Genomic DNA, 26,305 nt, shown 5'->3' with positions numbered 1-26,305 from the left:
CCTATCCTTCCAGATTGAGACGGATGGCAACGGATTTTGCATGTCCATCCAGCCCTTCCGAATTGGCGAGCGTGATGGCGGCGGGCGCGAGCTTGCGCAACTGCTCCGGCCCCAGCCGCAGGATGGATGTACGCTTGACGAATTCCAGCACCGAAAGACCGGACGAGAAACGCGCCGAACGCGCAGTCGGCAGAACGTGGTTCGAGCCGCCCACATAGTCACCGATCACTTCCGGGGTGTGGCGTCCGACGAAGATCGCGCCCGCGTTACGGACACCCACCATCAACGCATCGGGATCGTCAACGGCCAGCTCCAGATGCTCCGCCGCAATCCGGTTTGCGAGCGGAACCGACTTTGCCAGGTCATCAACGAGAATGATCGCTCCGAAATCCCGCCAGCTTGCAGTCGCTGTGCTGGAACGTGAAAGCTGTTTCAACTGCCCTTCAACGGCCTTTTCCACGGCATGTCCAAGTTCCGCATCGTCCGTGATAAGAATGGACTGCGCGCCTTCGTCGTGCTCGGCCTGTGCCAAGAGATCGGCGGCAAGCCAGTCAGGATTGTTGTTCCTGTCTGCAATCACGAGAACTTCGGACGGACCGGCGATCATGTCGATGCCGACCGTTCCGAACACCTGACGCTTGGCGGCGGCCACATAGGCATTGCCGGGGCCGACGATCTTTGCGACCGGCGCAATGGTTTCCGTTCCATAAGCCAGCGCCGCGACAGCCTGCGCGCCGCCTATCCGGTAGATTTCTTCCACACCCGCAATGCGCGCCGCTGCCAGAACGGCGGGATTGATGCTGCCGCCGTTGGCAGGCACGACCATGACGATACGCTCGACACCCGCGACCTTTGCCGGAACAGCGTTCATCAGCACCGAACTCGGATAGCTCGCAGTGCCGCCGGGAACATAAAGGCCCACAGCCTCGATGGCTGTCCAGCGGGAGCCGAGGCCGACGCCGATATCGTCCTCATAAATATCGTCTTTCGGCATCTGGCGCGCATGGTGCTTTTCAATGCGCTGGGCTGCAAGCTTCAGGGCGTCCAGAACGGCGGGCTCGACCGCGGCAACCGCGGCGTCGATTTCCTGTTCGGTCACGCGCATCGAAACCTTGGCAAAGTCCAGCCCGTCGAATTTCAGAGAGTAATGCGCCAGGGCCTCGTCGCCACGCGCGCGGACATCATTGATGATATCCCGCACCACCGCGTTCACGTCTTCCGAAACCTCGCGCTTGGTCGTCAGAAACGCTGCGAAAGCCTGTTCGAAATCGGATGACGACTGCTCCAGCCAGATTGCCACTGCACTTACCCTCTTCATGGCCCCGCATATCATGCGGAGCAAAGCTGCTTTGCCGACCGGAAACATCGTCGGCATATGGGTATGTGGCATAAATCCAAACATGCGGGCAAGGCAATTCCCTGCCCGCATGTGGTTGGTGTTTAGTCTGCCGGGTGATGGGGTCGAGACTCAGTTTCCCAGGCACCGCTCAGGTCGGTCAACTGCGCCTCGATGCATTCCACATCGAGCGCGATGCAGCCGCCGCCGGAAAGGATCAGCTCAACGGTTCCATCCGGACCATCGTCCTTCTGGGTAAAGCGAACGGCAAGCAGTGAGTGCACCTCTTCCCCATTCGTGCGGTTGATACCGCTGGAGCGAACGGCAGAAACGCGCTTCAATGCCAGAGCGCTGCGGCAACGTTCGGCGGGATGGTTCCTTTTGTTTCCGGTTTCCCAGACGAAACGGTTGGCAGACAGCACGAACTGCCGGTGCTTGCCATCGAAAGACACGTCCTTCAGCTTGAAGACGCTGTCCTGCATGTGGGTCGAAATGACGGAGAGATCATCTCCGTCCAGCGCCATTAATTTAAGGCCGCTCATCGTTTCCATGTCCTCATGTTGCGGACAAACCGCTATGTCCAGTTACAATTCCCGACGCATGCCGCTGTTGCGCGACATGCTTGAAGTCCTTGGTCTGGAGATAGGCAGTCAGGACCCGTTCTGCAACAGGCTTCGATAAGCATCCAGCCCGTCAGTCGCTGACGCGCTCGACCTGCGCGCCGCAGCGGGTGAGCTTTTCTTCCAGCCGTTCAAAGCCCCGGTCGAGGTGGTAGACGCGCGATACCATCGTCTCACCTTCGGCAACAAGACCGGCGATGACCAGCGACACCGAGGCCCGCAAATCCGTCGCCATCACCTGTGCGCCGCGAAGACGCGATACGCCCTCGATGCGAGCCATCTGGCCGGACAGCGAAATCTTCGCACCGAGGCGTGCCAGTTCCTGCACGTGCATGAAACGGTTTTCGAAGATGGTTTCGGTAATGTGCGATACGCCTTGCGCACGCGTCATCAGCGCCATGAACTGGGCCTGAAGATCGGTCGGGAAGCCGGGGAAAGGTTCCGTCACCACGTCCACGGGGTGAATGCCATTACCGTTGCGCACCACGCGAAGGCCGCTTTCGGTTTCGGTGATGGACGCACCGGCAAGCTTCAGCGTATCAAGCGCATTGTCCAGCAGCGATGCGCGGGTGCCTTCCAGAACCACGTCACCACCCGTCATTGCGACCGCCATTGCGTAGGTACCGGTTTCGATGCGATCCGGCAGAACGCGGTGACGTGCGCCAGAAAGAGAGGTGACGCCTTCGATCGTGATGGTGGAGGTGCCAGCGCCTTCGATCTTCGCTCCCATCGCCTTCAGGCAGTCTGCAAGATCGACAACTTCCGGCTCACGCGCCGCGTTGTGAATGACAGTCGTGCCGCGTGCCAGCGATGCCGCCATCAGCATCACATGCGTTGCACCGACGGACACCTTCGGGAAGGTATAGGTCGCACCGATCAGGCCACCGGCGGGAGCCGTTGCATTGATGTAGCCGCCATCGATTTCCATGTTCGCGCCCAGCGCTTCCAGACCCTCGATGAAGAGATCCACCGGGCGCGTGCCGATGGCGCAGCCACCCGGCAGCGAAACGCGAGCACGGCCTTCGCGGGCGAGCAGCGGCCCGATGACCCAGAAGCTTGCGCGCATCTTGGAGACCAGCTCGTAAGGTGCAGTCGTATCCACAATGGTACGGCAGGTGAAATGCACGGTGCGGGAATAGCTTTCGCCCTGGCTTTCACGGCGACCGTTGACGGAAATATCGACGCCATGATTGCCGAGAATGCGGATCAACTGCTCGACGTCTGCCAGATGCGGCACGTTTTCCAGCGTCAGCGTATCGCTGGTCATCAGCGAAGCGATCATCAACGGCAGAGCCGCGTTCTTTGCGCCTGAAATCGGGATGACGCCGTTAAGCTCGTTCCCGCCGATAATTCTGATGCGATCCATGCGTCCCTACGGGCTTTTGCCCGCCTTTCCTTGATGCCTTTGCGGAAGCATTGACCGGCGCTTGACTGGAAGCCGCCCTCAGCGCCGCTGAAAAAGATATGATGCTGCACAATTGTTAAATCATGCAGTAGACGAAACCCCGTCCTAATTCAAATTTCGTCTTTTGTTTCTTGTAGAGACGATTCGTCCGTTTTTGCGGCAGGCAATCCGATTGTTTCATCCGCATCGCCCGCGCGGCGCGCGCGAGATTGCTGTTTACGGCGCGCCAGATTTTCACGCAGCTTCTTTGCCGCCCGCGCCTTGCGCTCGGCCTCGCGCTGCTTCGCTTTTTCGCCCGGCCCGCTCTGGGCCGTTGCATCGGGTTTTTGCGGGGAATTTTCGTGTAGATCGTCCATGAAGGGTCTCATAACCGAATTTCCGGCTTTTCAACAGCCATTGCGAATTTTTGCCCCACGGAATGATGAAGTCGTCATTTGCGGCTTGCACTCATCAAAAACCTATGGCAATAGGCGCCCACCTGATGTCGAGGCGCACCGCTTCGGCGACAAATGCTGCGGTAGCTCAGTGGTAGAGCACTCCCTTGGTAAGGGAGAGGTCGAGAGTTCAATCCTCTTTCGCAGCACCATTTCCCAAAAATGATTTTCGCACTGTTGCTGACACCTTAATCCGGCTTAGCGCGGCTTGTTGGATATCTGTATTCAGGATCTGCGTTCAGCTTCGGTTAATTGGCGAAGCGACATTCTCTTCTCAATGGAACTGACGACGTCAATGCACGTTGAAGTCCGTCATTGGGAGATCGAAATCATGAAGCTCTTGACCGCAGCAATTTGCCTGATTTCAGTTGGTGTCTTAAGCGGTTGCGTCGATGACCGCGGTTACGGCGGCGGTTATTATGCAACCGGCGTCTATTACCGCACCTACGACCGTGATCGTTACTATCGTGACTATGATCGACGCTGGGGCGATCGTAGAGACTGGAACGACCGGAGAGACTGGCGTGATCGCCGAGGTTGGCGCGGTTATGACCGCCCCCGCTATCCGGTTGCCACCGGCGGGGTCCAATACGGCGTCATAGTACGCTAAAAGCCGGACTGTACGCGCGAAAAAACCAGATTTGTAAACATGGCAATTTGTGCGCCAACGAAAGGTGCGGAAAGGCCGATAGCCACCATGACCGTGATGATCTTAGGGACGAAGGTGAGCGTCATTTCCTGCACCTGAGTCAGCGCCTGCAACAGTGCGATGATGATCCCGACGACCATGGCGGCGATTACGGCCGGGCCTGCGGCGATCAGGACGGTCCAGATCGCATTTTGCATAATGTCGAGCGCGTCAGCTTCGTTCATTTCAGTCCGCTCAATCTAACAAGCGCCACGAACGACCGATCATCGGCGGTTTCATGGCGCTTGATATGTCTTCATACTCGATTCGAGGCCAGCCGTTAAGCTTTCGGCGCAGAGATTTTGATGCCTTCGCCGATTGCGATGGTCGCACCCGATGTTATCGTCGCGCTCAAGCCGCTGGACGTCACCTGAATGGACTCGACGGTACCGGATGTCTTGCCATCAGCGCTGGTAATCGTCTTGCCGATATAAGACGAAGCGTTGGCCAGTGACGAATTCGAGATCAGCGTTTCAAGGTTGGTGTTCATCTTGATCGACTGTTCGACGTTGGAGAACGTCGCGAGCTGCGAAATCTGCTCGGTGGCATCCATCGGGTTCGTCGGATCCTGATTTTTCATCTGGGCGATCAGAAGCTGAAGGAAGTTGTCGTAATCCAGCGTGGCTTTTTTCGCATCCGTCTTCGAGGCGGAAGTCGTGGACGCGGCGTTGGCTGCAGCGGTTGCGCCTGTAACGGAATCTACCATGGTGCAATTTCCCTTCTCAGCTCGTTGACGACCGCAGGCGTTATCTCGTGACTGTTGAGGATGGCCTCTTCCTTTGCGTAGAGACCGCGAATGGTCTTAAGCGCGTCGAATGGGCGACCGGACGAAACCGTGGCGTCAATGCGCTTCAGTTCGGAACGGATTTCCTCGTTCTTGAACGTGGCGAGCAACATTGTGATCGACTTGCGGAACAGGGAGAGCGACTGCTCCTTGCCTTCCGGATTGATGAGCATCATCTGCACGATAAAGTAGAGCTGCCGAAGAGGCGTCGTGGTGTCTTCCAGTTGCAGCACGTGATTTTCCAGGAGGAACGTCACATCGTTCAGAAACTCCAGCGACACCTTTCTATCAACACGCAAAACAGCGCCGTTGATAAAAATCTTTTCACCAGACTTGAGGGAGATCCGCAGCGTACTTTTCATTTTAATCCATCCTTGATGATGGTGGTAATGTCGATGATGCCCTGGAAATTCCGGGAGTTGCGTTTGCGTATCTGCTCGCACTCCTTGAGAATCCATATAGCGATGGAGATAAGGTTGGCTTTCAGTTCTACAGGAAGCTCGTTCTCGGGCTGCTTGAGATCGTCGACGAGCCTCGTCCAGACGCGTCTTGTGTAGAAAATCGCTTCGATGGCATCCTTGCCGTAGTTGTCACGCTCCTTGGCGACTTTAAGAAGCTCAATCGATCTTTCTAAAATCTGTCTTTCCCGATCGCGGGCGATATTGGGGTCATCCTCCATTATCTCCGCATACGAAAACTGGAACATTTATCTTTCCTTCATGGCTTCATTTCCGCCCTTCATCGGCGGCAATCAGAGGAAGTTTACGAGGCTCAATCCGCTGATCTTGGATGTAATCGAATAGGAAGTTTCCACCTGGTTGAGCAGGGTCGTCAGTCGCGTCGATGCTTCATAGGGGTCGACGCCGACAAGCTCGGTGAGCTGCGTGTCGATAATCGTTTTCTGCGCACTCATGTATGTGTTGGCTTTTTCCACACGCTCCTGGGAAAGGCCGATCTTTGCACGCTCGGTATCGATGCCCGCAATCGCAGAGCCTGCGAGAGCGGTCGTTTTGCTGTTAACCTCACCGAGCGCCGCAGCACTCAACCTGGGGTCGGTATTTACCAGCTGTGACGATATCACACTCGCAAGGACAAGGCTTTTGAAACCGTCCGCGGTAGCGCTCGCCGATGTCGATACGGTTTCCGAAGTGCTAATGCGGCTGCTCATCACCCGGTCGGAAGCGTTATTCCAGTTTGACCAATCGAAGTTGCTTTCATAATCATCGAGGAAAGACTTCATATCCGCGGCTGTTACCGATGATGGATCGGGAAAGACGGTATCGAAGGCATTCTTGAGATTGGTCGTCACGTCGGCGATGAAGTCGTTGTTCAAAGTCTGCGCATCGGTGTTGATGCCGGAGAACAGATACTCCCCGTTGACAGCCGTGTTCGCGTAGCTTGCAAAGTTTTCGAGCACCGAGTTGGCAGTCGTTGAGGCAACGCTCAAGCTGCTCGCGTCGGTATTTCCGCTCAGTGCGATGACGGAATTCAGGAGGCTCTGGGCCGAGGTGGACATGTTCTGCATCGCAAGCTGCGAGGCGTCCATGCGCTGTTCCGCAAGAGCGTTGGAGTCCATAATCGACTGAAGCCGCGTGCTCTCGCGCGTGTAATCCAGGCTCGTCGAGGTCCGCGTTCCCAGCTCGATGCCCGTATCCGCGAAGGTACCGGTGACAGCTTCCTTCTGTAGCTTGGCAATTTCCGTCTGTGCGTTGGACACTGTCAGCTGCATTGAAGTGCTGATTGAAAGAGAAGAAATCCCTGTCGTTTTCATATTAGTTCGCGGCCTCCATCAGTGTCCTCAAAAGTTCATCGATCGTGGACATCAGTTTTGCAGCGGCCTTGTAGGACTGTTCGATATCCAGAAGCTGGATCAGCTCCTCATCCAGATTGACGCCCGTGACGTTGGAATAGGCTTCCTTGGACTTGGACAGCATCGCAGAGGTCGTTTCGGCGGCAGTCGTCGCATTGCTGCGATACTCCTCGACCCAACCAACGGAGTCGGTAGCGAAGCTCAACAAGGTGACGTTGTTCGAGGTCCCTGCGCGCGGGTCGAATGCGACCTGGCTGTTCATGCCTGCAATGTAACCGTACAGGACGTCCGAATATCCGCTGAAGTCATCCGCGTTCTGCGTAACGCCCGCAATGCTGCCATCGCGCAGCTTGTTGGGATCAGCCGCGGCATCCGGTGCAACCGTGATCAGTCCTGCCAGACCGGTGAGAAGCTGCGGTGCGGCAGGGTCATAATCGAACGTATCGAGAATGTCCGATGTGGCCGGCACGGTGAAAAGACCGGCAACAGGATTACCGCTGCCATCCTTCTCGGCGAAATTGACGACCAGAGCACGCGCGATTTCGTCTAACTGCGACTGATAAGTTGGATAAACCTGATCGCGCAGTTGGAGGAGTGCTGGAAGGGTACCCTTGGCGTCGGTATTGCTACCCTCGCCTGGGCGAACGGGAACGCCATCGATATAGATTTTAGCTCCGGCTTCGTAGCCACCCGGACGCGCTTCGAATGAGATGTTTCGCGCCGTCGTCTCGAACAGGGTCGTCCCGTCAGTCGTGTAAATTGCAATGTCGTTACCCGGACGAACCGCAGTCGATATGCCGACGATGCCGGAAATCTGCTTGAGAAGAGATTCGCGCCTGTCCAGTGCATTATTGGGATCTGTCCCAGCCGCAGTTGCCGCGCCGACCGCGTTGTTGGCCTGCTCGAAATCCGACAACAGTTGGTTCAGTTTCGATACCGTCGACGTGATCTCATCGTCCGCATCTCTTTTGAGCTGCTGCAACGCCAACGTTGAGGTATTCAAAGAGTTGGCGACATCTTTAGACGCGCTGATGACAGCCGACGCAAGCGTCACGTCACTGGGTGAGCCCGCGTAGCTTTGCATCGCGGTCTGCAGCGCAGACAGATATGTTGCAGGCGCAGCAGAATATTCCTGACCACCAAGCACGACGCTGAGCGAATTCATTCCTTCAAGAAATTTTTGCTTACCCGCATCATCGGACGTTGCTGCAAGCGTCTGCTTCAGCAACGCCGTATTTTCCGCGCGTTCGATTTTTACCGTAATTGCCCCAGTAGAGCTGTTGCTGGTGGTTATCGCCGCGCGACGATTGTAATCCGACGAGCTGGCGCTCGAGATGTTTGTTGATACGACGCCGCTCTGCAACGCGGTGTTGCTAAGAGTGGCCTTTGTCGTATTGAGCGCCGAAGTAAGCGACATTCAACTGTCCCCTGACCTTACCGTACGAGGTTGATGAGGACGTCCATCAGGTCGGAACCCGTCTGGAAGACCTTGGAATTGGCAGTGTAGCTCCGCTGAGCCTGAATCATTTCCGTGAGTTCGTTGGCGATATCGACGTTGGATGATTCAAGCTGGCTGGATGCGATGCTTCCAAAGCCGTTGCTACCCGCAAAGCCGAGTGTGACGACGCCTGACTCGGCGCTGGTCTGGAAAACGTTTCCTGAAAGCACACTGAGATTGTCGGGGCTGGCGACGTCTGCAAGGGGTACCCGAAACAGGGGACGAGATGGTGATTTCGCATAGGTGGCGGAAACTGTTCCGTCAGCGCTAATGGAAATGGACTGAACGGCTTCGGCTGCGTTGCCGTTGACACTGCCTTCAGAAACCGATGACTGCGGCGTACCGAACTGGGTCATTCCGGACAGGTCCATCGTTATCCCAGCGACGCTGATCGTGGTTGCGTCCGGGTCACCGTCGATACCGGATAGACGTCCGTCAGCGAACTCAAGGGTGGCTGTGGTGATAGGGCCGGATGAGTACGGGAATGTTCCTGGCGCGGTCGCATTTGCGGCGTTGTATACTGAAACTTCCCACTCTCCGGCATCAGTCTTTGAGAAGTAGAAGTCATATTTCAGCGAGTTGCCGAGCGCATCGTAACCGGTGAGTGAGGTCTTCAAAATACTCGTGCCGTTTGCCTCGGTGCCTGCAAGGTTCTGGCTTGGTAAATCAGTGGGATCAACGACTGCGGCAGAGTCACTCAAATTTCCCTTGAGCATACCCGTCGTGGATGGATTTGCCGTCAAATCGTTAGAACCGATCTGGACAGGGACAAGTCCATCAAAGCTGTTGATCACCGTAGTCGGTGTCGTACCGTTGTATTCGTAACCGAGCAGAGTAAAGCCAGCGTCGTTTACAAGAACACCCTCATCATTCGGCGTAAAAGAGCCGGAACGGGTCATGAAGATATTGCCACCAGCGTCTTGTACGACGAAAAAGCCTTCGCCTTGAATAGCAAGATCGGTGGAAGACTGTGTGGCTTGCAGCGCTCCCTGCTGTGAAATGGCGTAATTCACCTTGGTGTTGACGCCACCGGAGTTGTAGCTGCCGCTATTGGAAGACAGGACCAACGACGAAAACGAAGTAGACGCACCCTTGTAACCGGTGGTGTTTGCGTTGGCGATGTTGTCACCGACGGTTCCAAGGCGGTTAGCCTGAGCATTCATGCCGGACACGGCGGTTTTCATCGTTCCAAAAAGGCTCATTTCGAATCCTCTGTTCCTGTGTGCCCCGAAGGTAGGATACGGGCCTTGCGTGAGGCTGTCTGTTTTCACCCGCGATGGAAAATCTTGCGCGAAAAGCGAGCGGTCAGCCAGAGACAAAAAAACCGGCGAAACGCCGGTCATTCTGCAAAAACAATGTTTTGAGTATCTTGAGTGCTGGTCGCCTCGCGGGACTTTTCGCCCGCGATGCCGTCAGCTCCAGTCGATGCAATATCCGAGGAACCGCTTGGAATCGATTGGGTCGAAGCCCAGTTTCTTGCGCAGTTTCTTGCGCAGCTTGCTGATGTGGCTCTCTACGACGTTCTCTTCGACTTCCTCGTCGAAAATGCCATAGATCGCATTGAAAATCTGCGTCTTGGAAACGCGACGGCCACGGTTGGCAATTAAATATTCCAAAATGCGACGCTCGCGCCGAGGAAGTGGAAATACCTCGTCGTTGACTTCCGGATCGCGACCGTCCGAGAAGACCCGGATCGGGCCGACATCGGTGAAGTGCGTGATGACCTGAAGCCTGCGGCGAATGGCTGCCGCCCGTGCCAAGATTTCTCGCGGATGAACCGGCTTGCGCACGACATCGTCCACACCGCAATCGAAGAGAGCGAGTGTGGCGTCCAGCGAGTGCTGGTCGCTGACCGCAATCACAGGAGCCTGCGATCGATCGCGAATGGTGCGCGGCAACTCATGGGTTGTTTCCGCCTGCCCGATGAGAAATGCTTCGATGGCCGCGATGTCAGCATCGGCAGCCGTATTTACCCACTCGCCAAATTCTGCTGGATCAAATCCAGTCGAGGGAATTCCCTCTCGCCCAAAAAGGGCTGTGTACCCGTCCTTAACGAGCTTTCGCTCATCAACTACCACGATCATTCGTCCGCCTCCGAATCAGTGTAGCCTGCCTACATTAGAGGATGTACGAATCGGACGAATCCCTCACAATTACGGAAAAACACAGGTATTAATTAATAATTGATTAACCATAATGGTCCGATTTGATCTACATTTAGTATAGCAATTCTCAAAATGGGATATTTTTTGCAGTGGAAAACTCTCATAAATTAGCCCTGCCACTTGATTGACAAATTTCGACTGAATCTCGCCGCATTGTTTTGAAGCCTAAAATGGCTGACGTAACGCAACCAGTGATTGCTAACTCAGACAAAAGTTCCGCGCATTTTGCGTCCACTGACCATACCCGGTGGCGACCAGATTGGAGATGACACGACAGACGTAACGCTGCTGTGCAGGGTCGTTGTTGGGGCCTGCGTGATATCTCGCCACTGCCATGGTCCATGTTTCATGGCGGTCGTGCAGGCGTCGGAGAAACTTGGCCGCATAGGCCACGTTCTTCGCAGGGTCGAACATTTCGGCAATGGAATTGAATTCCTCGCCATGGAAATAAACGTTGATCTGCATGCAGCCGATGTCGATCAGCTTGGCACCGTTCGACCGCGCCTGCTCCACCAGCTGATAAGCTTCTGGCAGACTTTGGGGGAAATATGCCTTGCCCTCGATATTGATCGCATAGGGGCTCAGAGAGCCTTTGCGACCGGTTTCCGTCAGGCCAACCGAATATAGAATACCTTCGGGAATGGCATACTGACCGGCCGCAGCCTGTATCTGCCGCTCACAGTCGATCCGCGATGCGGCATAGGCAGCATCAGAGATAAAGCTGACCAGAACGAGGAGCGGAGCCGTCAGCAACTGGCGTAGACTGAATCGTGCTGTCATGGCGTGTCAGTTCCTCACTGATACCGGTTTGCTGCTGACGATAGGACTGCTCCTGTGAGCGCTCTCCGTTGCCGCGTTGATTGCCCTGCTGAGCACCCATCTGCTGACCCTGATCGGCCGGCTGCCTGTTACCAGCGCCCGTGTCCTGCCGTTCGATAGAGTTCGTCATGCTGACGGTCACCTGCTCCACCATGAAGCCCTGAGACTTCAGGGATTCGAGGATTGCTGAGCTGTCCTTCTGGAGCTCTGCGTAACCTTTCAGGGTATGGGCCGTCAGATGAACGCTGAGCTGATCGCCCACCAGTTTCATCGCAGCCGTGACATGCCCCATCTCGACCGGGTTCATCTGGATTTTCAATGTGTGAACGACTTCGCCCGTACTCGTTATCAACGGCTTGCCAGTTGTCTGGCTGGACAGCGCCGTCGACCAGTCGGGGTCACCCGTCATGGCAGCAGTCACCGTCGCGGCGTTGGTTGAGGGCGCGAGCCCGATGTAGCGTCTGCTCTCAACGACCTGAACCACGTCGGTGGCATTGCCGGAGGCTGCCGAGACATCCAGCTTCATGGAGCCGTCTTCATTCGTGTCGATATGCAGATCGATGCCGCTCGCATCCTGCTTTTCCAGCCTTACCGTCGTGGGAGCGCTTGCCTTGGGTGCATCGAGCACACCGTCACCTGCTGCTTCCACTGCATCCGCGTTTCCAGGCTTGATGGCAGCATTGCCGACTGCGGGCTGTGCTTGCGTATCGGCAGGCTGGCCGTTCAATGCGGCATTGGCGGCAAGCAGGGTCAGGAGATCGGCGTCTGCCGCCGGATTTCCATCCGCGGTCTGGCCATCATCCGCTTCGGCGTCGTCCGTAAGGTTGGCATCTGCCGACTTGCTGGTTGGCTCGGATGGGCCCTTCGTCAGCGCATGAACCAGTTCCACCAGGTCTTTCATCCCTTCCGGGGTCTCCAGCATGGCTTCAAGGTCTGTCGCTTGAGCCGCAACCTCGGTATCTTCTCCCGGAACTTTCACGCCGTTATCGAGAGCGGCGTTTGCGATGCCGTTCAGGTCCGACAGGGCCGGCGGGATCAGATCGGATATCGTCAGGGCCTGTTGCTGATCAGCGCCGTTTTGCTGGTCGACGACAGCACCGCCCGTCACGCGTTCGTTTACCGCCGCATCCTCCGTGGTGGCCGCTTGCGACGAAGCCGGGTCAGCGGGTGCGCTTGACCCGCTTTGCTTGGTCGCGCCAGCCTTGTCCACTACCTCGAGCGTTTGCGCGAAACCGGAATTTTCTCCCTTGCCGGATGCATTTCTGTCCTGACGACTGGCCAGATTCAACGGCTCGGAATTACTCGAAACGGGAGTCCTCACAACATTCATAGCCACTACTCCTCCTTTTTCAGCAGAGTGTCGATTTCATTCAGACGGGCTCGGCTTTTGTCAAAAAAATCTACCATCGGCGCATCCGCAGATGATCCGGTTTGCGCAACGGCGGTGGCTATCGGTGCCTCGGCGGCGCTATCGGCAGAAGGGCTTTCCGGATCTGCGGGGGCCGCGGCTCCCGCCACCGGCTCACGCATGATTTGGTCCGCAATCGATTTGGCGGCATCCCTTAACGCCAGATCCCTTGGCGACAATTCTTCGTTGGGGATGTTCGCCAGGGATTCCCTCGCACTCGAAACGGCGTCGCTCGAAACCGTAGCGAGGCCGGAATAGAGCTTGGACAAAGAGGCGCGCGCAACGTCACCTGTTTGCGGCAAAAGTGCTTGGGCCTCTTCCGTCGCAAAACGCGCAAGCTCGGTCTGTCCGCGCAAGGATGCCTGTCGTGCGATCCTGAGATAGATTTCCTCTGCCCGCTCGTCGTCCATCAGCGCGGTGATTTCCGCAATGTGGTCGTTTGAAGCCACCCCGTAATTGTCGACGGCAAAGCTTACGAAGAGATCGGCGAATTGGGAGGCGTAAGGAGAATGGATGAACCTGACCGCGTATTTCCGCAGATAGATCAGTGCCTTCTCAGGCTGCTTGGCCTGCATCGTGGCAACGATGGACCGGCGTAGCGCCGCCTCTTCAATGATGGTGCCGGGTGCCGACAATCGTGCATCGTCGAAGAACGTCAATGATGGCGCGGGATCGCGATTGATGGCAATGTTGCCAGCGATCAGCATGAGATAGGGTCCAAGGACGCCGTTTCTGTATTCGGGAATGAGGTCCGCCACGATCTTTTCGATCTGAGCCCCGCGCCCGTTGAAATATTTTTGCAGCACGTTGGTGATGCGCGAATCGAAGTGACCCTGAACATCGCGTGCAAGCAGATAATCGAGCGTGGCCGGATTGCCGCCACTCATGATGTAGGTCAGCGCCGCATCCGCATTCTTCGAGTCGGAGAAAATGGAGGTGTCCGCAGTTCTGAGAGATGTGTCGATCGTTTCCAGCAGGTATTTCTGCATCTCACGCGCCGCATGGTCACCCCGCACGACGGAGTCCTGAACGAACTGCAAGGACCGCACGATCTTTGCCGGCGGCAAATCGCTTTGCGCGCGCCCCAGATCAGGGAGCACCATCCATGAAAAGCCAAAACATAGGGCGGCGATGCCGGTCTTTCTCATCATACCGTGCCTCAGCTATCCTCGAGAAGGATTTCGATGCGTCGGTTCGAGCCTGCCAGAGGATCGTCCGCAGTCTGGAGGCGGCGGTCGGCAAAGCCGGACAATTGCTTTATCCGTCCTTCATCGAGACCACCCCGGACGAGCATGTAATAAGCGGCGTGCGCACGATCCATGGATAGAGTCCAGTTATCCTTCCCGCCGCTGCTATATGCGCGTCCGTCCGTGTGGCCCCTGATAATCACCGCACCCTGCTGCTTGCCGAGAACCTCACCGATTTTGGCCATGGCCAGCACCAGTTCCCGCTCGGGAACGGCGGAGCCGATGTTGAACATAGCGGTATTGGCCTTTTCGGAAATCGTGATCAGAGTTCCGCCTTCGGCGGGTGTCACGACGATCCCCTCAGCCAGTTTTCCGGCAACGCCCGAGACCTGCTTGGCGATTTCGTCGCGCAATTCCTCGGTCGTGCTGTCTTCTTTTGCAGCAGTGTCCGCAGGTGCCTGTTTTGCAGAATTTTCTTTCGAGGCAAGTTCCTTGCTTGAACCATCCGCGGAAGCGGAGCTTTCCGAAGGCTTCGCCTTCTGCGCATTCTCAATGACCGCTGGCTCGGCATCGCTGATGACACTTGCGATATCCTGCTGCGAGGCGCTGGCTGTCTGGGCATCCTGCGGTTTTTGTTCTTTCTCGGGCAGCGAGGTATCCTGCACAGCGACGCGACCGGTCTGTTCCGGTACGTCGACCTGCTTGCTCCAGAAGTCGGGATCGAACGGGTCACGGTAGGCTTCACCGCCGGACGCACCGGTCGATGGGCCGGATTCGCTTGCACCGCCCTCACCCTTGACGCTGACATTGGCCTGCTGGCCCACTTCCTGGGCAATTTCCGCAAGCACCGCATAGGGGTTCTCGAAGAAGTTCGCTTCCGAATAGGCGGTCTGATCTCCGGCAGAAGACGTCTGGTCATCGCCACTTGCAGCAGCGGCCCCTTCCGTCGGCTTGTCCTGCTTGCTGTCGGATTCCTGCTGGGTTTGCTCCCCTTGCGCTTTTTTCGCTGGCTGCTTCAGCCCTCGATCGGCCGGCTTTTCATCCGTGAGCTTGATGGGATTAAAGAAGCTGGCGACGGATGCCTTCGTTTCCTCGTTGGCGGCATTTACCAGCCACATGACGAGGAAGAAGGCCATCATTGCGGTCATGAAGTCGGCATAGGCGATCTTCCACGCGCCACCATGTGCGCCATCGTGGTCGCCCTTGTGCCGCTTGACGATAATGATCTCGTTTTTGCCGTGATGGTGATTTTCGTTTTCACTCATCTGCCAGCCCTCTTATACTCTGGAAAAACTCGGACAGCCTCGTCATCATGACGGAATTATCCAACTGCACCTGGATATCGATATCGTTGGTTACATCGTAGTCGATCGGGTTTTCGACGCCCTCAAGCTTCATCCGCATGGTGGAAATCAGAGTTTCGGGACCCTGAACCTTGATGATGCCCGCGAAGCCGCCTTCAATTTCACGGATGATCTGGGCGGCAAGATCGGCCGCTGCCTTGCGAGCAAGTTGTTCTTCCGTGATCGAAACGAAAAGGCGCACGCAAACGGTATCGACCTGCTGCGATATCATCTGCTTCATGGAAATAACGGAGGTCGCGAGGTGGCCCGCGATTTCTTCCTCGTACCGGGCCTTCATCCGGCTCAGCTCATCTGCGTGAAGAACCCGCAATCTCTCGAGTTCTTCCGCATGCATGTTGCCCGCGGCCTGTCTGCCAGCCTCTTCGCCTTCGGAAAAGGCTTTTCGCTTCTCTTCCTCCAAATCGACTGCTTCTTCCGGCTCAGACAACCAGTCGCTATCGAAATCGGCCGATGGAAAATCCGCAGATGTTGATGCGCCTGGTTCTTCCGGCGGGATGAACTGGCTGAAGTCCTTGAGATATCTCGCTAAAGGTTGGCTCATGAGCATATCCCTGCATGGGGGCCGCCATTGGGCCCGACAAAGGACACGGCATTGGGCAACAGCCACTGTTTTCTAAAATCCAAGAACGTCATGAATGTCCCGCGAGGCAAATGGCACGCTTCGCGTTTCGCTCCGCAAGGCGAAACAGGAAACAACGATAGCACTTTGGAAATCAGACTAGAGCGCCAAACTTGTGCGAGGATGAACCTTGGAGCGCTTCCAGAAACGGGTGAGCGCTCCAGCGATGGATCAGCCAAACAGACGCGCCAGGCTTCTGCGATGATCATTCGCCATCGACACCACCTGCACCGCGAGATCCCGTTCCGTTTTGAAGGCTGCGAGCTTCACGGATTCCTCTTCCATGTTCGCATCGACAAGACGGCTGACGCTCTTGTCGAGGGAATCGCCCAATGCACTGACGAATGTCGACTGCTGCTCGATGCGGCCGGACATCGTGCCGAGAGAGCTGGCCAACTGGTTGAGCTGCTTGGCGACTTCGCCAACAACCGTAACCATGTCGTCCAGTTCATCAGGTGTCGTAGAGTCGGAGACGGATATCGGCGTTCCGGAGTTTCCGATCAGGCTGTAAATGCGCGATGGGTCAGATGCCTCGCCCTTCAGAGCACCGGCATCCAGACCTTTGGTCAGCAGACCACGCTCGGGATCGCTGGTATCGACCATCGTCAGATCGGAAGTGTTGATGCTCAGATGCTTGAGCGACACGGCGCCGGTTGAACTCTTTTCGAAGAAATATGGAATGGATTTCGTGTCCGCGACCTGCGCTGCGGAGTTGAAAAGCCAGTTGTCTCCCGAAAAGCTGGCAGCCTGCGCAACGGAAAAGAGGTTGCTTCTCAGGCCGGATATCGCCTGATTTATGGTATTTCTGTCCGTACCGGTCTCATGCGCGGTGGTCAGCTGCCCCATGATCTGGTCAACGATATCGACCATCGATGTTACCGCTTCATAGGCAGTGTCCACCTTGGACGCACCGAGGTTCAAGGCATCTCCCACATTGCTGAACACGACACCATCCGAGCGGAGATTGCTGGCTGTCGACCAGTAACCGGCATTGTCAGCCGCCTCCCCGACCTTCATTCCCGTCGTGACCCTCTCCTGCGTCTTCTTCAAGGTTTCATCCGTGAAAAGAAGGGTCTGAAGCGCGCTTTGAATGCTGCCGGAGGAAATGATTTTTGTCATGGCACCGATATCTACACAGGGAAAACAAGCATGCCAGACGTTCTGGCGAGACCCTCTGTCATCATGAAGAGGTCGTGCTATCGAGGCAGGATGCGCGCTGGTCGCGGCAAGAACCTCATCGGATTGTAACCTACGCATTCAACCTATGGCGAAGCTTGCGTAAACTTGGATTGGGCAGCGCAAAACGCGCGAAATTCTCGTTCAAATAGAAATGCCGCGCCCGGTTAAGGCGCGGCGATTATCTGGCGCTTCAAAGCGAAGCTTACTGCTGGAAGAGCGAGAGAATGTTCTGCGCGCTGGAGTTGGCGATCGAGAGCGACTGGATCGCAAGCTGCTGCTGGGTCTGAATTGCCGAGAGCTTGGCTGATTCCTCTTCCATATCCGCGTCTACCAGACGGCTGACGCCGGATTCGATGGCGTCGGAAAGCTTGGCAGAGTAGGTGTCCTGAAGGTCGATACGGGTCTGGAGCGCACCGATAGCCGCTGCGGAATTCGTCAGGTTACTGAGCGCACCTTCAACAGTCGTCATAAAGCCATCGATATCGCCCTGAACCGAAGTGCTGGACAGTTCGATATCCATCAGATCGCCGAGAATGCCGCCCTGACCTTCACCATCCGCCGACATGGAGGAGAACATGGCATAGGTGCCTGCATCGAATACGGCGGTCGTGACCTTGACGTTACCGTCGCTGTCGCGAATGAAGCCATCGACGACGTTGGTCGTAGAGCCTACCGACTGGACCATCCAGTTTTCACCGGAGAACGAGGCGCCCTGCGCAATCGCAGAAAGCTGTTCCTGAAGCTTGCCGATTTCCAGCTGAATCTGCGATTTGTCGGTGGATTCTTCGCTGGCGGTTACCAGCTTTGCCTTGATTTCGTTAACGGCGCTGATCGCGCTTTCCATGGCCGCATAGGCCGTATCGACCTTTGCCGCGCCAACACCGAGAGCGTCCGAAGCAGCGTTCAACGCCTTGTTGTCGGAGTTCATCGTGGTGGAGATGGACCAGTAGGCAACGTTGTCGCGGGCCTGCGAAACCCTTTGACCGGAGGAGACGCGGTCCTGCGTATTGGACAAATCGGCGTTGATGGAGCGCAACGTCTGGAGGGCGGACATCGCGGAGGTGTTCGTCAAAATACTCGTCATCGTAATTCGCCCCTTCGGCAATTCTTAAAGCAGGGACATTCCGGTTAAGGCCGGGAAACGCGGCAGGCAGCTTCATGCTTACCGATCTTCTCGTTCGGTGCGCTGTTTCGATGACCACAGAAAACAGCTTTATGGTTAACAAAACTTTAAAGGTAAGGAAATTTTCATTAAAATGAAGTTCCGGTTAACGCCGACAAGCGCTGTTAACACCATCTAAACTATTGTTAATAATAGATAAATTTGTAAAATCAGAAAATAAAAAAAGCCGCGTAAAAACGCGGCTTTCTTAATGCTTTTTGAGCAGCGATTAGCCTCTGAAGAGGGTCATCAGGTTCTGCGAGCTGGAGTTCGCAATCGAGAGAGACTGGATCGCCAGCTGCTGCTGCGTCTGCAGCGCGGAAAGTCGAGCCGATTCCTCTTCCATGTCCGCGTCGACCAGGCGGCTAACGCCCGAGGTAATCGCGTCGGAAAGCTTGCTGGAGTAGGTGTCCTGAAGGTCGATACGGATCTTCAAAGCGCCCAGAGCAGCAGCGCCGTCTGTGAGTTCATCGAGAGCGGACTGTACGTCATTGAGGAAATCATCGACGTTCGTCTGGGTGGATGCGGAGCTGATGGAAATGTCCATGACTTCGTCGAGGATGCCGCCGTCGCCGGTGCCATTGGTCATCGAAGAGAACAGCGCATAGGTTCCGGAGTCGAATTCGGCAGTGGTGATTTCAACCGTTCCGTCGCTGTTGCGGATGAAGCCGTCAACGACAGTCGTGGTGGAACCGGTGGACTGAACCGTCCAGTTTTCACCGGAGAAGGAAGCCGCGTTACCGATTGCCGACAGCTGCTGCTGAAGCTTTTCGATTTCGAGGTTGACCTGGTCCTTGTTGACCGAGGTTTCGCTGGCAGTCGTCAGCTTCGCCTTGATTTCGTTGACGACGTCGATCGCGCTTTCCATGGCTGCATAGGCCGTATCGACCTTTGCCGCGCCAACGCCGAGAGCGTCGGAAGCTGCGTTCAGAGCCTTGTTGTCGGAGTTCATCGTCGTGGAAATAGACCAGTAGGCAACGTTGTCAGAAGCCTGGCCAACCCGTTCACCGGAAGAAACGCGGTCCTGCGTCTGAGAAAGGTTAGCGTTGACGTTCCGCAGCGTCTGGAGTGCGGACATAGCAGAGGTGTTTGTCAAAATGCTGGTCATAGTATTAATTGCCCCTTTGGCAAGTATAAATGAAGGGACATTCCGGACGTACCGGGAAAACGACAGTCAGCTTCATGCCTACCGAGCTTCTTTGGAAACCCTCAGTCCGTCGTTTCGATGTTTTTCATTTAATATTATTATAGTTAACAAGAGTGAAATATTTAGTAAAAAAACAATTAATTTCAGAAAAAAGATATTAATACTCCGTTAACAGAAAAGCCGGGTCTTGCGACCCGGCTTCCTGCGGTATCCGTGATATCACATCAGCGGAACTATGCTTGGTGCCTGTTAGCCTCTGAAGAGGGTCATCAGGTTCTGCGAGCTGGAGTTCGCAATGGAGAGAGACTGGATCGCCAGCTGCTGCTGCGTCTGCAGTGCGGACAGTCGAGCCGATTCCTCTTCCATGTCCGCGTCGACCAGGCGGCTAACGCCGGAGGTGATCGCGTCGGAAAGCTTGCTGGAGTAGGTGTCCTGAAGGTCGATACGAGTCTTCAAAGCGCCCAGAGCAGCAGCGCCGTCTGTGAGTTCATCGAGAGCAGTCTGAACCTGATCAAGGAAGCCGTCGACGTTCGTCTGGGTGGATGTGGAGCTGATGGAGATGTCCATGACTTCGTCGAGGATGCCGCCGTCGCCGGTGCCGTTGGTCATCGAAGAGAACAGCGCATAGGTTCCGGAGTCGAATTCGGCAGTGGTGATTTCAACCGTTCCGTCGCTGTTGCGGATGAAGCCGTCAACGACAGTCGTGGTGGAACCGGTGGACTGAACCGTCCAGTTTTCACCGGAGAAGGAAGCCGCGTTACCGATTGCCGACAGCTGCTGCTGAAGCTTTTCGATTTCGAGGTTGACCTGGTCCTTGTTGACCGAGGTTTCGCTGGCAGTCGTCAGCTTTGCCTTGATTTCGTTGACGACGTCGATCGCGCTTTCCATGGCTGCATAGGCCGTATCGACCTTTGCCGCGCCAACGCCGAGAGCGTCGGAAGCTGCGTTCAGAGCCTTGTTGTCGGAGTTCATCGTCGTGGAAATAGACCAGTAGGCAACGTTGTCAGAAGCCTGACCAACCTTTTCACCGGAAGAAACGCGGTCCTGCGTCTGGGAAAGGTTGGAGTTGATGTTCCGCAGCGTCTGGAGTGCGGACATAGCAGAGGTGTTGGTCAAAATGCTGGTCATAGTATTAATTGCCCCTTTGGCAAGTATAAATGAAGGGACATTCCGGACGTACCGGGGAAACGACGGTCAGCTTCATGCCTACCGAGCTTGTTAAAAATCTTCAGCCCGCCGTTTCGATGATTTTAGCTAACATCATTAAGGTTAATGATGCTGAAATATTTAGTAAATAAATAATTAATTTCAGAAAAAAGATATTAATACTATATTAATAAAAAAGCCGGGTCTTTCGACCCGGCTCCTTTTAGCTTCTGAAACCGAATTAACGGAACAGCGACATGATGTTCTGCGAGCTGGAATTCGCAATCGACAGAGACTGGATCGCCAACTGTTGCTGCGTCTGCAGAGCAGATAGTCGAGCCGATTCCTCTTCCATGTCCGCGTCGACCAGGCGGCTAACGCCCTTTTCGATAGCGTCAGAAATCTTGCCTGCGAAGCTTTCCTGCAAGTCGATGCGCTTGGACAATGCGCCCAGAGCCGAAGCACCGTCGGTCAGGTTATCGAGAGCGGTCTGTACGTCGTCAAGGAAGCTGTCGACGTTCGTCTGGGTGGACGCGGAGCTGATGGAGATGTCCATGACGTCGTCGAGGATGCCGCCGTCGCCGGTGCCGTTGGTCATCGAAGAGAACAGCGCATAGGTTCCGGAGTCGAACTCAGCGGTCGTTACTTCGACAGTGCCGTCCGTGTTGCGGATGAAGCCGTCGACAACAGTCGTGGTGGAACCGGTGGACTGAACCGTCCAGTTTTCACCGTTGAAGGATGATGCCTGGGCGATTGCCGACAGCTGTTCCTGAAGCTTGCCGATTTCGAGGTTGACCTGGTCCTTGTTGACCGAGGATTCGCTGGCAGTCGTCAGCTTCGCCTTGATTTCGTTGACGACGTCGATCGCACTTTCCATGGCTGCATAGGCCGTATCGACCTTTGCCGCGCCAACGCCAAGCGAGTCGGAGGCTGCGCCGAGCGCCTTGTTGTCGGACTTCATCGTCGTGGCGATGGACCAGTAAGCAGCGTTGTCACCAGCGGAACCAACCTTGAGGCCTGTGGAAACGCGGTTCTGCGTGCCGTTGAGGTCCTTGTTGATTTCGCGCAGCGTCTGGAGAGCTGTTGTGGCGGAAGAATTGAAGTTGATGCTAGACATAATTTGCCCCTTAAAACGCAATACATGAGAGGGACATGCCGGGTTGTTTACCGGCGCGAACGGTTCGGCATCATGCCACTCGGTTCCATTTTTTCTTCAGGACACCAAACCCGTCACGTGAGGATGAGAATGGTCCCCAAGCATTTCCAACTTCTTAATTTCGGGGTCTGGGCGCAGCCTCTTGAATTTGTTGGTTAATAGGCTGCAAACGTTTCGTTTTGACGTTAACCACGTTGTGCCGGTCTGAACTGTTTCAAGCAAGGTTGGGGCTCTATTCTGGCCGAAATATCTTCAGGACCAGCTTTCTCGCGTGTGCATACGCGATCGCCAGCCTCAACAGGACACGACAGCGCCCATGCTAAACGAAGTAAGCTATTCGGTAGCCTCCAAACAGTTCAAGGCCAAGAGCTACGGAGAAGCGCTCGTTACGCTCAACCGGCTGATCGACACGCAAAAAGACGCCAGAACATATGCATTGCTGGCCAAGACGCTGGTACAGATCGGAATGCCGGAGCAGGGAGCGACCGCCTTCGAGCTTGCCCACCAGCAGGGTGGAATGGAAGCGGAAAACCACCTCGTATCGAGCATCAAGCTGTTTTATGAATGTGGGCAGAAGGAGAAAGCGCTCGCGCTTTCCAGCAAGCTTATTCACAAGCTTCATAGACATACGGATATCGCCTATATCGTCGGCCAGCTCCTTCTGGAGCGAGGAGATACGCGCACGGCACGAACGCTGAAGCACATTCTGATGAAAAGCGACAATATCGAGCATATCAAGCTCGGCGCGAAGATCGCGATCACGACCTGGGACATTTTCGATCCGGGCGATATCGAGACGGCTCGCATCCTGCTCAACAGGCTGCCCCAGCAGAATTCGATACGGCTCATGTATCTCACCTTTTGCCGCGAACACAGCAAGCTGGATATGATGGAAAAGCACCAGCCCATCATAGATGCAGCGATTGCAGCCGGGGACACGGGCTTCATCTCGCTCGACCTCCCCTTCTTCAACATCCACTGGTCCGGCGATGAGCATATCAACCAGCTGGCGCGTAGCAGCACCCCTGCCTTCTCGCCTGCGATGACGGCCAGACGCTGGCAGATGCCCCATAGCTGGGGTGAGAAGATCAGGATCGGTTATGTTTCCTCCGATTTCTTCGACCAGCATGCCACCATGAAGCTGATCCGCCGCATCCTCGAGCTGCATGATCGCGACAGATTTGAAATAACCCTGTTCTGCCATACCCAGGAACATCTCCTCGAAAGAAACCTGGCGGACAGAAGCCTTTGGGGCGATATCGTCACGATTCGAAACATGACGGATGAGGAAGCGCAGCAGGCGATCAGGGCGCGCAACATCGACATACTCGTCGATTTGAAGGGACATACCGCCCACAACCGGACTGCGATCTTCAATCTTGGGGCAGCGCCGCTCCAGGTCACGTGGATCGGCTTCCCCGGATCGGTTCTGAATGTCGATCTGGATTATACCATTGGCGACCGATATGTCCTGCCGGACAGCTCCAAGCCGCATTATTACGAGAAATTCGTCCGTATGCCGGAGTCCTACCAGCCTAACGATTCCGCAAGTCGTCCGCTGGCAAATCGAACCGCACGCTCCGCTCTCGGCCTACCGGAAGATGCCTTCGTCTATGCGTCTTTCAACGGTAATCGCAAAATTACGCCGCGCGTGATGGAGCTCTGGTGTGAGATTCTCAAGAAGACGCCCAATAGCGTCATCTGGCTTCTTCGCAACAGCAAGGAAAGCCAGGAAAATCTCATCAAGTGGTTCGTGGAGCATGGCATTGCGGCAAAGCGTGTCATCTTCATGCGCAAGCTGGAGTTCGACCTGCACCTCAACCGTATTCCTGCTGCAGACCTTGGGCTTGACACGTTCCCGGTCAACGGCCACACCACGACGTCCGAACAGCTCTGGTCAGGCCTTCCCGTTCTGACCACGAAGGGTACGAACTTCTCCTCGCGTGTGAGCGAAAGCCTGCTGCACGCAATCGGCGCTCCGGAACTCATTGCGGAAACCGAAGAGGACTATGTGGCACGGGCGCTGGCGCTTGCCAACGACCCGGAAAGACTGAAGGAAATCCGCGACCGCATCGATGCCAACAGGTTTACCATGCCCCTGTTCGATGCCGAACGCTACTGTAAGCACCTCGAGAGCGCCTACGAAATCATGTATGCCAAGGCAAGAAACGGCGAAGAGCCGGATCATTTCGATGTTCCCGCCCTACCCGCGCGGACGGCACCGTTTCAAATCGGCTGATATGGTTTTGGCAGCGTTCAGGGCGTTTTGTTTCGGGAAAGAAGCGTCCTGTCGAACTCCTATCCCAATGCGCGACGTAACATTCTCCCAAAACAAAAAAGCCAGCTGATCTTTGCGAAAAGATCGGCTGGCTTTTATCATGCGACCTGGAGCAAAACCCGCTGAACGGGTGTACTGCCTTGCCAGTTACTCGGAATAGCTTTCGCCAGACGATGTGACGATCTGCCATTTTCCCTCGACATTGACCAGCGAGAGAAGACGGCTGGCGTCTGGAAGAACCGAACCGACCTGTACGAGAAACATGCCGGATTTGTCCTCGATCAGGGCGCGGCCATTCGAGACATGCAACAGCTTGAAGCGTGTTCCACCGGGGAATGGCTGGGACTTACCCTCTTCCTGATTGATGCTTTTGCCGATCGTCGGTACCGTGGCGGTAATGACGTTGTCTATCCCGGCATTGGGTGGCTCGCTGCGCCCTTCGGACGTCAAACCATCTTCCACATGCGGCACGACCGCGGCTACTCCGCCGCCATTGCGCTGCGGCAGATTTCTCAACGCTTCCCAGCCCGAACCGCTGATGCCGAATTTTTCGGGATTGAGAAAGACATACCAGGGCAGACCTGCGGCGGCAGCTGCGACCATCATCAGGCCGCCGGTCAAAAGCCTGTCGAACCGGTGTACGGCGGCTTTCTCCTTGATGTCCTGTTCAAGCGAAATTTGTTTTTGTCTTCTGAGTTTCATGATCAGGCCCCTCGCCGCTGAACGGGCGCTGGCTGGTTGTTTACGGGAGCGTTTCGCAGGGCATTCGCCAGTTCGGCATAGGCATCGATGACCTTGCGATCGCCGGGCGACTGTTTCAGGACATCGTAGACGAAGGGCACCTGCTTCACGGCCATGTCGAGTTCCGGGTCGACGCCGGGGCGATAACCGCCGATCAGCCGCAAGTCCTTCGTCTCCTCGAAATTGTGGATGAGCGACTTCAGGCGTGAGACGAGCTTCTGCTGATCCGGCGTCCAGGCCTTGTGCGAAAGGCGGGATATGGAGGCCAGCGGATTGATCGGAGGGTATCTGCCCTCGTCGGCAAGGGATCGGTCCAGCACGATGTGACCGTCCAGAATGCCGCGCGTCGAGTCGGCAATCGGATCGTTGTGATTGTCGCCATCGACAAGGATGGAAATAATGGCGGTGACCGTGCCCGTACCTTCTTCACCCGGACCCGCACGTTCCAGTAGTCTCGGAAGTTCGGTGAATACCGAGGCGGGATAACCGCGTGCAATCGGCGGTTCGCCCGCGGCAATCGCCACCTCGCGGATGGCATGGGCGAAGCGCGTTATGCTATCGGCGATGAAGAGGACGTTTTCGCCCTTGTCCCTGAAGTATTCGGCAATCGTCATGGCGACCAGCGGCGCCATCTTGCGCAGCATCGGGCTTTCATCGCTCGTCGCCACAACGGCTATCGATTTCTTCATGTTGTCACCGAGCGTATCCTCGATGAATTCGCGCACTTCACGGCCGCGTTCGCCGACCAGTGCGATGACGACCTTGTCGAAGGCGTCCGCTCTTGCCAGCATGGAAAGCAGCGTCGATTTACCGACGCCCGAGCCGGCGAACACGCCAAGTCGCTGTCCCAGGCAAAGCGGGGTGAAGATATCGATGGCCTTGACCCCGGTGCGGAAGCCGGTAACGACGCGGCTGCGCGTCATCGAGGGTGGCGGAAGGGCCATAACCGAACGCTTGACCGCGCCCTTGATCAAAGGCCCCTTGTTGTCGATCGGCTTGCATAGCGAACTTATGGTACGCCCGCACCAGCTATCGTCGGGCTGAACCCGGAACTCTCCCTCACGCAAAACCACATCGTTCACACCGATGGGCTCACCGGGCTCGATTGGGCAGACATAAATGAGATCGGGCTCTACCCTGACGACTTCCCCCAGATGGGAGCCGGTGGCGCTTTTGTGAACCACGAACTCGCCAAGCCGGACGTGCTCGGAAAGGCCGCTGACCGTATAGTGACCGGCAGCGATGGTTCTGACGCGCCCTCCTCTGGAGAAAGGCACACCTGTTGAAATCTGCCCTTCCAGCGTCAGCGCAAGAGCTTCAAGCTTCGGAAAGATCGCAGGGGCTTGGGCTTCCATCTAA

General features: G+C 56.0%; 26 protein-coding genes and 1 tRNA gene. 3 read left to right on the top strand and 24 right to left on the bottom strand.

Going from position 1 to position 26,305, the window contains the following annotated elements:
* Position 1: 1 nt before the first annotated feature.
* From hisD to G6L28_RS01980, 4 genes are all read right to left on the bottom strand, one after another.
* On the bottom strand, positions 2-1,300 hold the full coding sequence (hisD, locus tag G6L28_RS01995) for a histidinol dehydrogenase (protein ID WP_174062209.1): 1,299 nt from the start codon (positions 1,298-1,300) through the stop codon (positions 2-4).
* Between the two features lie 140 nt (positions 1,301-1,440).
* The gene (locus tag G6L28_RS01990; RefSeq protein WP_174062109.1) at positions 1,441-1,878 is read right to left on the bottom strand and encodes a DUF2948 family protein; all 438 of its coding nucleotides are present in this window, start codon (positions 1,876-1,878) and stop codon (positions 1,441-1,443) included.
* A gap of 151 nt (positions 1,879-2,029) precedes the next feature.
* Positions 2,030-3,322: a UDP-N-acetylglucosamine 1-carboxyvinyltransferase gene (murA, locus tag G6L28_RS01985; RefSeq protein ID WP_174062108.1), complete on the bottom strand. Its 1,293-nt coding sequence runs from the start codon at positions 3,320-3,322 to the stop codon at positions 2,030-2,032.
* Positions 3,323-3,471: 149 nt separating this feature from the next.
* Complete coding sequence (locus tag G6L28_RS01980; protein WP_174062107.1) at positions 3,472-3,717, bottom strand: hypothetical protein; 246 nt, start codon at positions 3,715-3,717, stop codon at positions 3,472-3,474.
* A 155-nt stretch (positions 3,718-3,872) separates the two neighbouring features.
* On the opposite strand from G6L28_RS01980, the gene G6L28_RS01975 reads away from it, so the two are divergent.
* A tRNA-Thr gene (locus tag G6L28_RS01975) sits at positions 3,873-3,947 on the top strand.
* A 179-nt stretch (positions 3,948-4,126) separates the two neighbouring features.
* Positions 4,127-4,405, top strand: coding sequence for a hypothetical protein (locus tag G6L28_RS01970; RefSeq protein WP_174062106.1), 279 nt, complete (start codon positions 4,127-4,129; stop codon positions 4,403-4,405).
* Here G6L28_RS01970 and fliQ read toward each other — a convergent pair.
* The 18 genes from fliQ to G6L28_RS01880 form a co-directional block, all read right to left on the bottom strand.
* Positions 4,402-4,668, bottom strand: coding sequence for a flagellar biosynthesis protein FliQ (gene fliQ / locus G6L28_RS01965; RefSeq protein WP_174062105.1), 267 nt, complete (start codon positions 4,666-4,668; stop codon positions 4,402-4,404). The genes G6L28_RS01970 and fliQ overlap by 4 nt on opposite strands.
* Before the next feature lie 95 nt (positions 4,669-4,763).
* Positions 4,764-5,189: a flagellar hook assembly protein FlgD gene (flgD, locus tag G6L28_RS01960; protein WP_174062104.1), complete on the bottom strand. Its 426-nt coding sequence runs from the start codon at positions 5,187-5,189 to the stop codon at positions 4,764-4,766.
* Positions 5,183-5,629 carry a flagellar biosynthesis repressor FlbT gene (flbT, locus tag G6L28_RS01955; RefSeq protein WP_174062103.1) on the bottom strand — a complete coding sequence of 149 codons (447 nt, stop codon included), beginning with the start codon at positions 5,627-5,629 and terminating at the stop codon, positions 5,183-5,185. Before flbT ends, flgD begins: the two co-directional genes overlap by 7 nt.
* A complete protein-coding gene (gene flaF, locus G6L28_RS01950) occupies positions 5,626-5,973 on the bottom strand; it encodes a flagellar biosynthesis regulator FlaF (protein WP_174062102.1) in 348 nt (115 codons plus the stop codon). Before flaF ends, flbT begins: the two co-directional genes overlap by 4 nt.
* A 45-nt stretch (positions 5,974-6,018) precedes the next feature.
* Entirely contained in the window at positions 6,019-7,038 is a 1,020-nt protein-coding gene (locus tag G6L28_RS01945; protein WP_174062101.1) for a flagellar hook-associated family protein, read from the bottom strand.
* 1 nt (position 7,039) lies between these two features.
* Positions 7,040-8,494, bottom strand: coding sequence for a flagellar hook-associated protein FlgK (gene flgK, locus G6L28_RS01940; RefSeq protein ID WP_174062100.1), 1,455 nt, complete (start codon positions 8,492-8,494; stop codon positions 7,040-7,042).
* A gap of 17 nt (positions 8,495-8,511) precedes the next feature.
* A complete protein-coding gene (locus tag G6L28_RS01935; protein ID WP_174062099.1) occupies positions 8,512-9,777 on the bottom strand; it encodes a flagellar hook protein FlgE in 1,266 nt (421 codons plus the stop codon).
* Positions 9,778-9,987: 210 nt separating this feature from the next.
* Positions 9,988-10,659: a response regulator transcription factor gene (locus tag G6L28_RS01930; protein WP_174062098.1), complete on the bottom strand. Its 672-nt coding sequence runs from the start codon at positions 10,657-10,659 to the stop codon at positions 9,988-9,990.
* 279 nt (positions 10,660-10,938) lie between these two features.
* A complete protein-coding gene (locus G6L28_RS01925) occupies positions 10,939-11,520 on the bottom strand; it encodes a transglycosylase SLT domain-containing protein (RefSeq protein WP_174062097.1) in 582 nt (193 codons plus the stop codon).
* Entirely contained in the window at positions 11,450-12,889 is a 1,440-nt protein-coding gene (locus tag G6L28_RS01920; RefSeq protein WP_234902444.1) for a flagellar hook-length control protein FliK, read from the bottom strand. Before G6L28_RS01920 ends, G6L28_RS01925 begins: the two co-directional genes overlap by 71 nt.
* A 5-nt stretch (positions 12,890-12,894) precedes the next feature.
* Positions 12,895-14,118, bottom strand: coding sequence for a chemotaxis protein (locus G6L28_RS01915; RefSeq protein ID WP_174062095.1), 1,224 nt, complete (start codon positions 14,116-14,118; stop codon positions 12,895-12,897).
* Between the two features lie 8 nt (positions 14,119-14,126).
* A complete protein-coding gene (locus tag G6L28_RS01910; protein WP_174062094.1) occupies positions 14,127-15,419 on the bottom strand; it encodes a MotB family protein in 1,293 nt (430 codons plus the stop codon).
* Positions 15,412-16,059 (bottom strand): hypothetical protein, encoded by a 648-nt coding sequence (locus G6L28_RS01905; protein ID WP_174062093.1) that lies wholly within the window; start codon positions 16,057-16,059, stop codon positions 15,412-15,414. Before G6L28_RS01905 ends, G6L28_RS01910 begins: the two co-directional genes overlap by 8 nt.
* 249 nt (positions 16,060-16,308) lie before the next feature.
* Complete coding sequence (locus G6L28_RS01900; RefSeq protein WP_174062092.1) at positions 16,309-17,256, bottom strand: flagellin; 948 nt, start codon at positions 17,254-17,256, stop codon at positions 16,309-16,311.
* 262 nt (positions 17,257-17,518) lie between these two features.
* Positions 17,519-18,400, bottom strand: a complete 882-nt coding sequence (locus tag G6L28_RS01895; protein WP_174062091.1) for a flagellin — start codon at positions 18,398-18,400, stop codon at positions 17,519-17,521.
* Between the two features lie 307 nt (positions 18,401-18,707).
* Entirely contained in the window at positions 18,708-19,586 is an 879-nt protein-coding gene (locus G6L28_RS01890; RefSeq protein WP_174062090.1) for a flagellin, read from the bottom strand.
* 288 nt (positions 19,587-19,874) lie between these two features.
* Entirely contained in the window at positions 19,875-20,753 is an 879-nt protein-coding gene (locus G6L28_RS01885; protein WP_174062089.1) for a flagellin, read from the bottom strand.
* Between the two features lie 259 nt (positions 20,754-21,012).
* The gene (locus G6L28_RS01880) at positions 21,013-21,888 is read right to left on the bottom strand and encodes a flagellin (RefSeq protein ID WP_174062088.1); all 876 of its coding nucleotides are present in this window, start codon (positions 21,886-21,888) and stop codon (positions 21,013-21,015) included.
* Between the two features lie 355 nt (positions 21,889-22,243).
* On the opposite strand from G6L28_RS01880, the gene G6L28_RS01875 reads away from it, so the two are divergent.
* Positions 22,244-24,166 (top strand): glycosyl transferase, encoded by a 1,923-nt coding sequence (locus G6L28_RS01875; protein ID WP_174062087.1) that lies wholly within the window; start codon positions 22,244-22,246, stop codon positions 24,164-24,166.
* A 186-nt stretch (positions 24,167-24,352) separates the two neighbouring features.
* On the opposite strand, the gene G6L28_RS01870 is transcribed toward G6L28_RS01875, so the two are convergent.
* Complete coding sequence (locus tag G6L28_RS01870) at positions 24,353-24,907, bottom strand: flagellar protein (protein ID WP_174062086.1); 555 nt, start codon at positions 24,905-24,907, stop codon at positions 24,353-24,355.
* A 2-nt stretch (positions 24,908-24,909) separates the two neighbouring features.
* A complete protein-coding gene (gene fliI / locus G6L28_RS01865) occupies positions 24,910-26,301 on the bottom strand; it encodes a flagellar protein export ATPase FliI (RefSeq protein WP_174062085.1) in 1,392 nt (463 codons plus the stop codon).
* Positions 26,302-26,305: the final 4 nt, after the last annotated feature.

This window comes from Agrobacterium larrymoorei (assembly GCF_013322225.1).
Taxonomy (GTDB): Bacteria; Pseudomonadota; Alphaproteobacteria; order Rhizobiales; family Rhizobiaceae; genus Agrobacterium; species Agrobacterium larrymoorei_A.
This window is presented reverse-complemented; position numbering and strand designations above follow the sequence as displayed.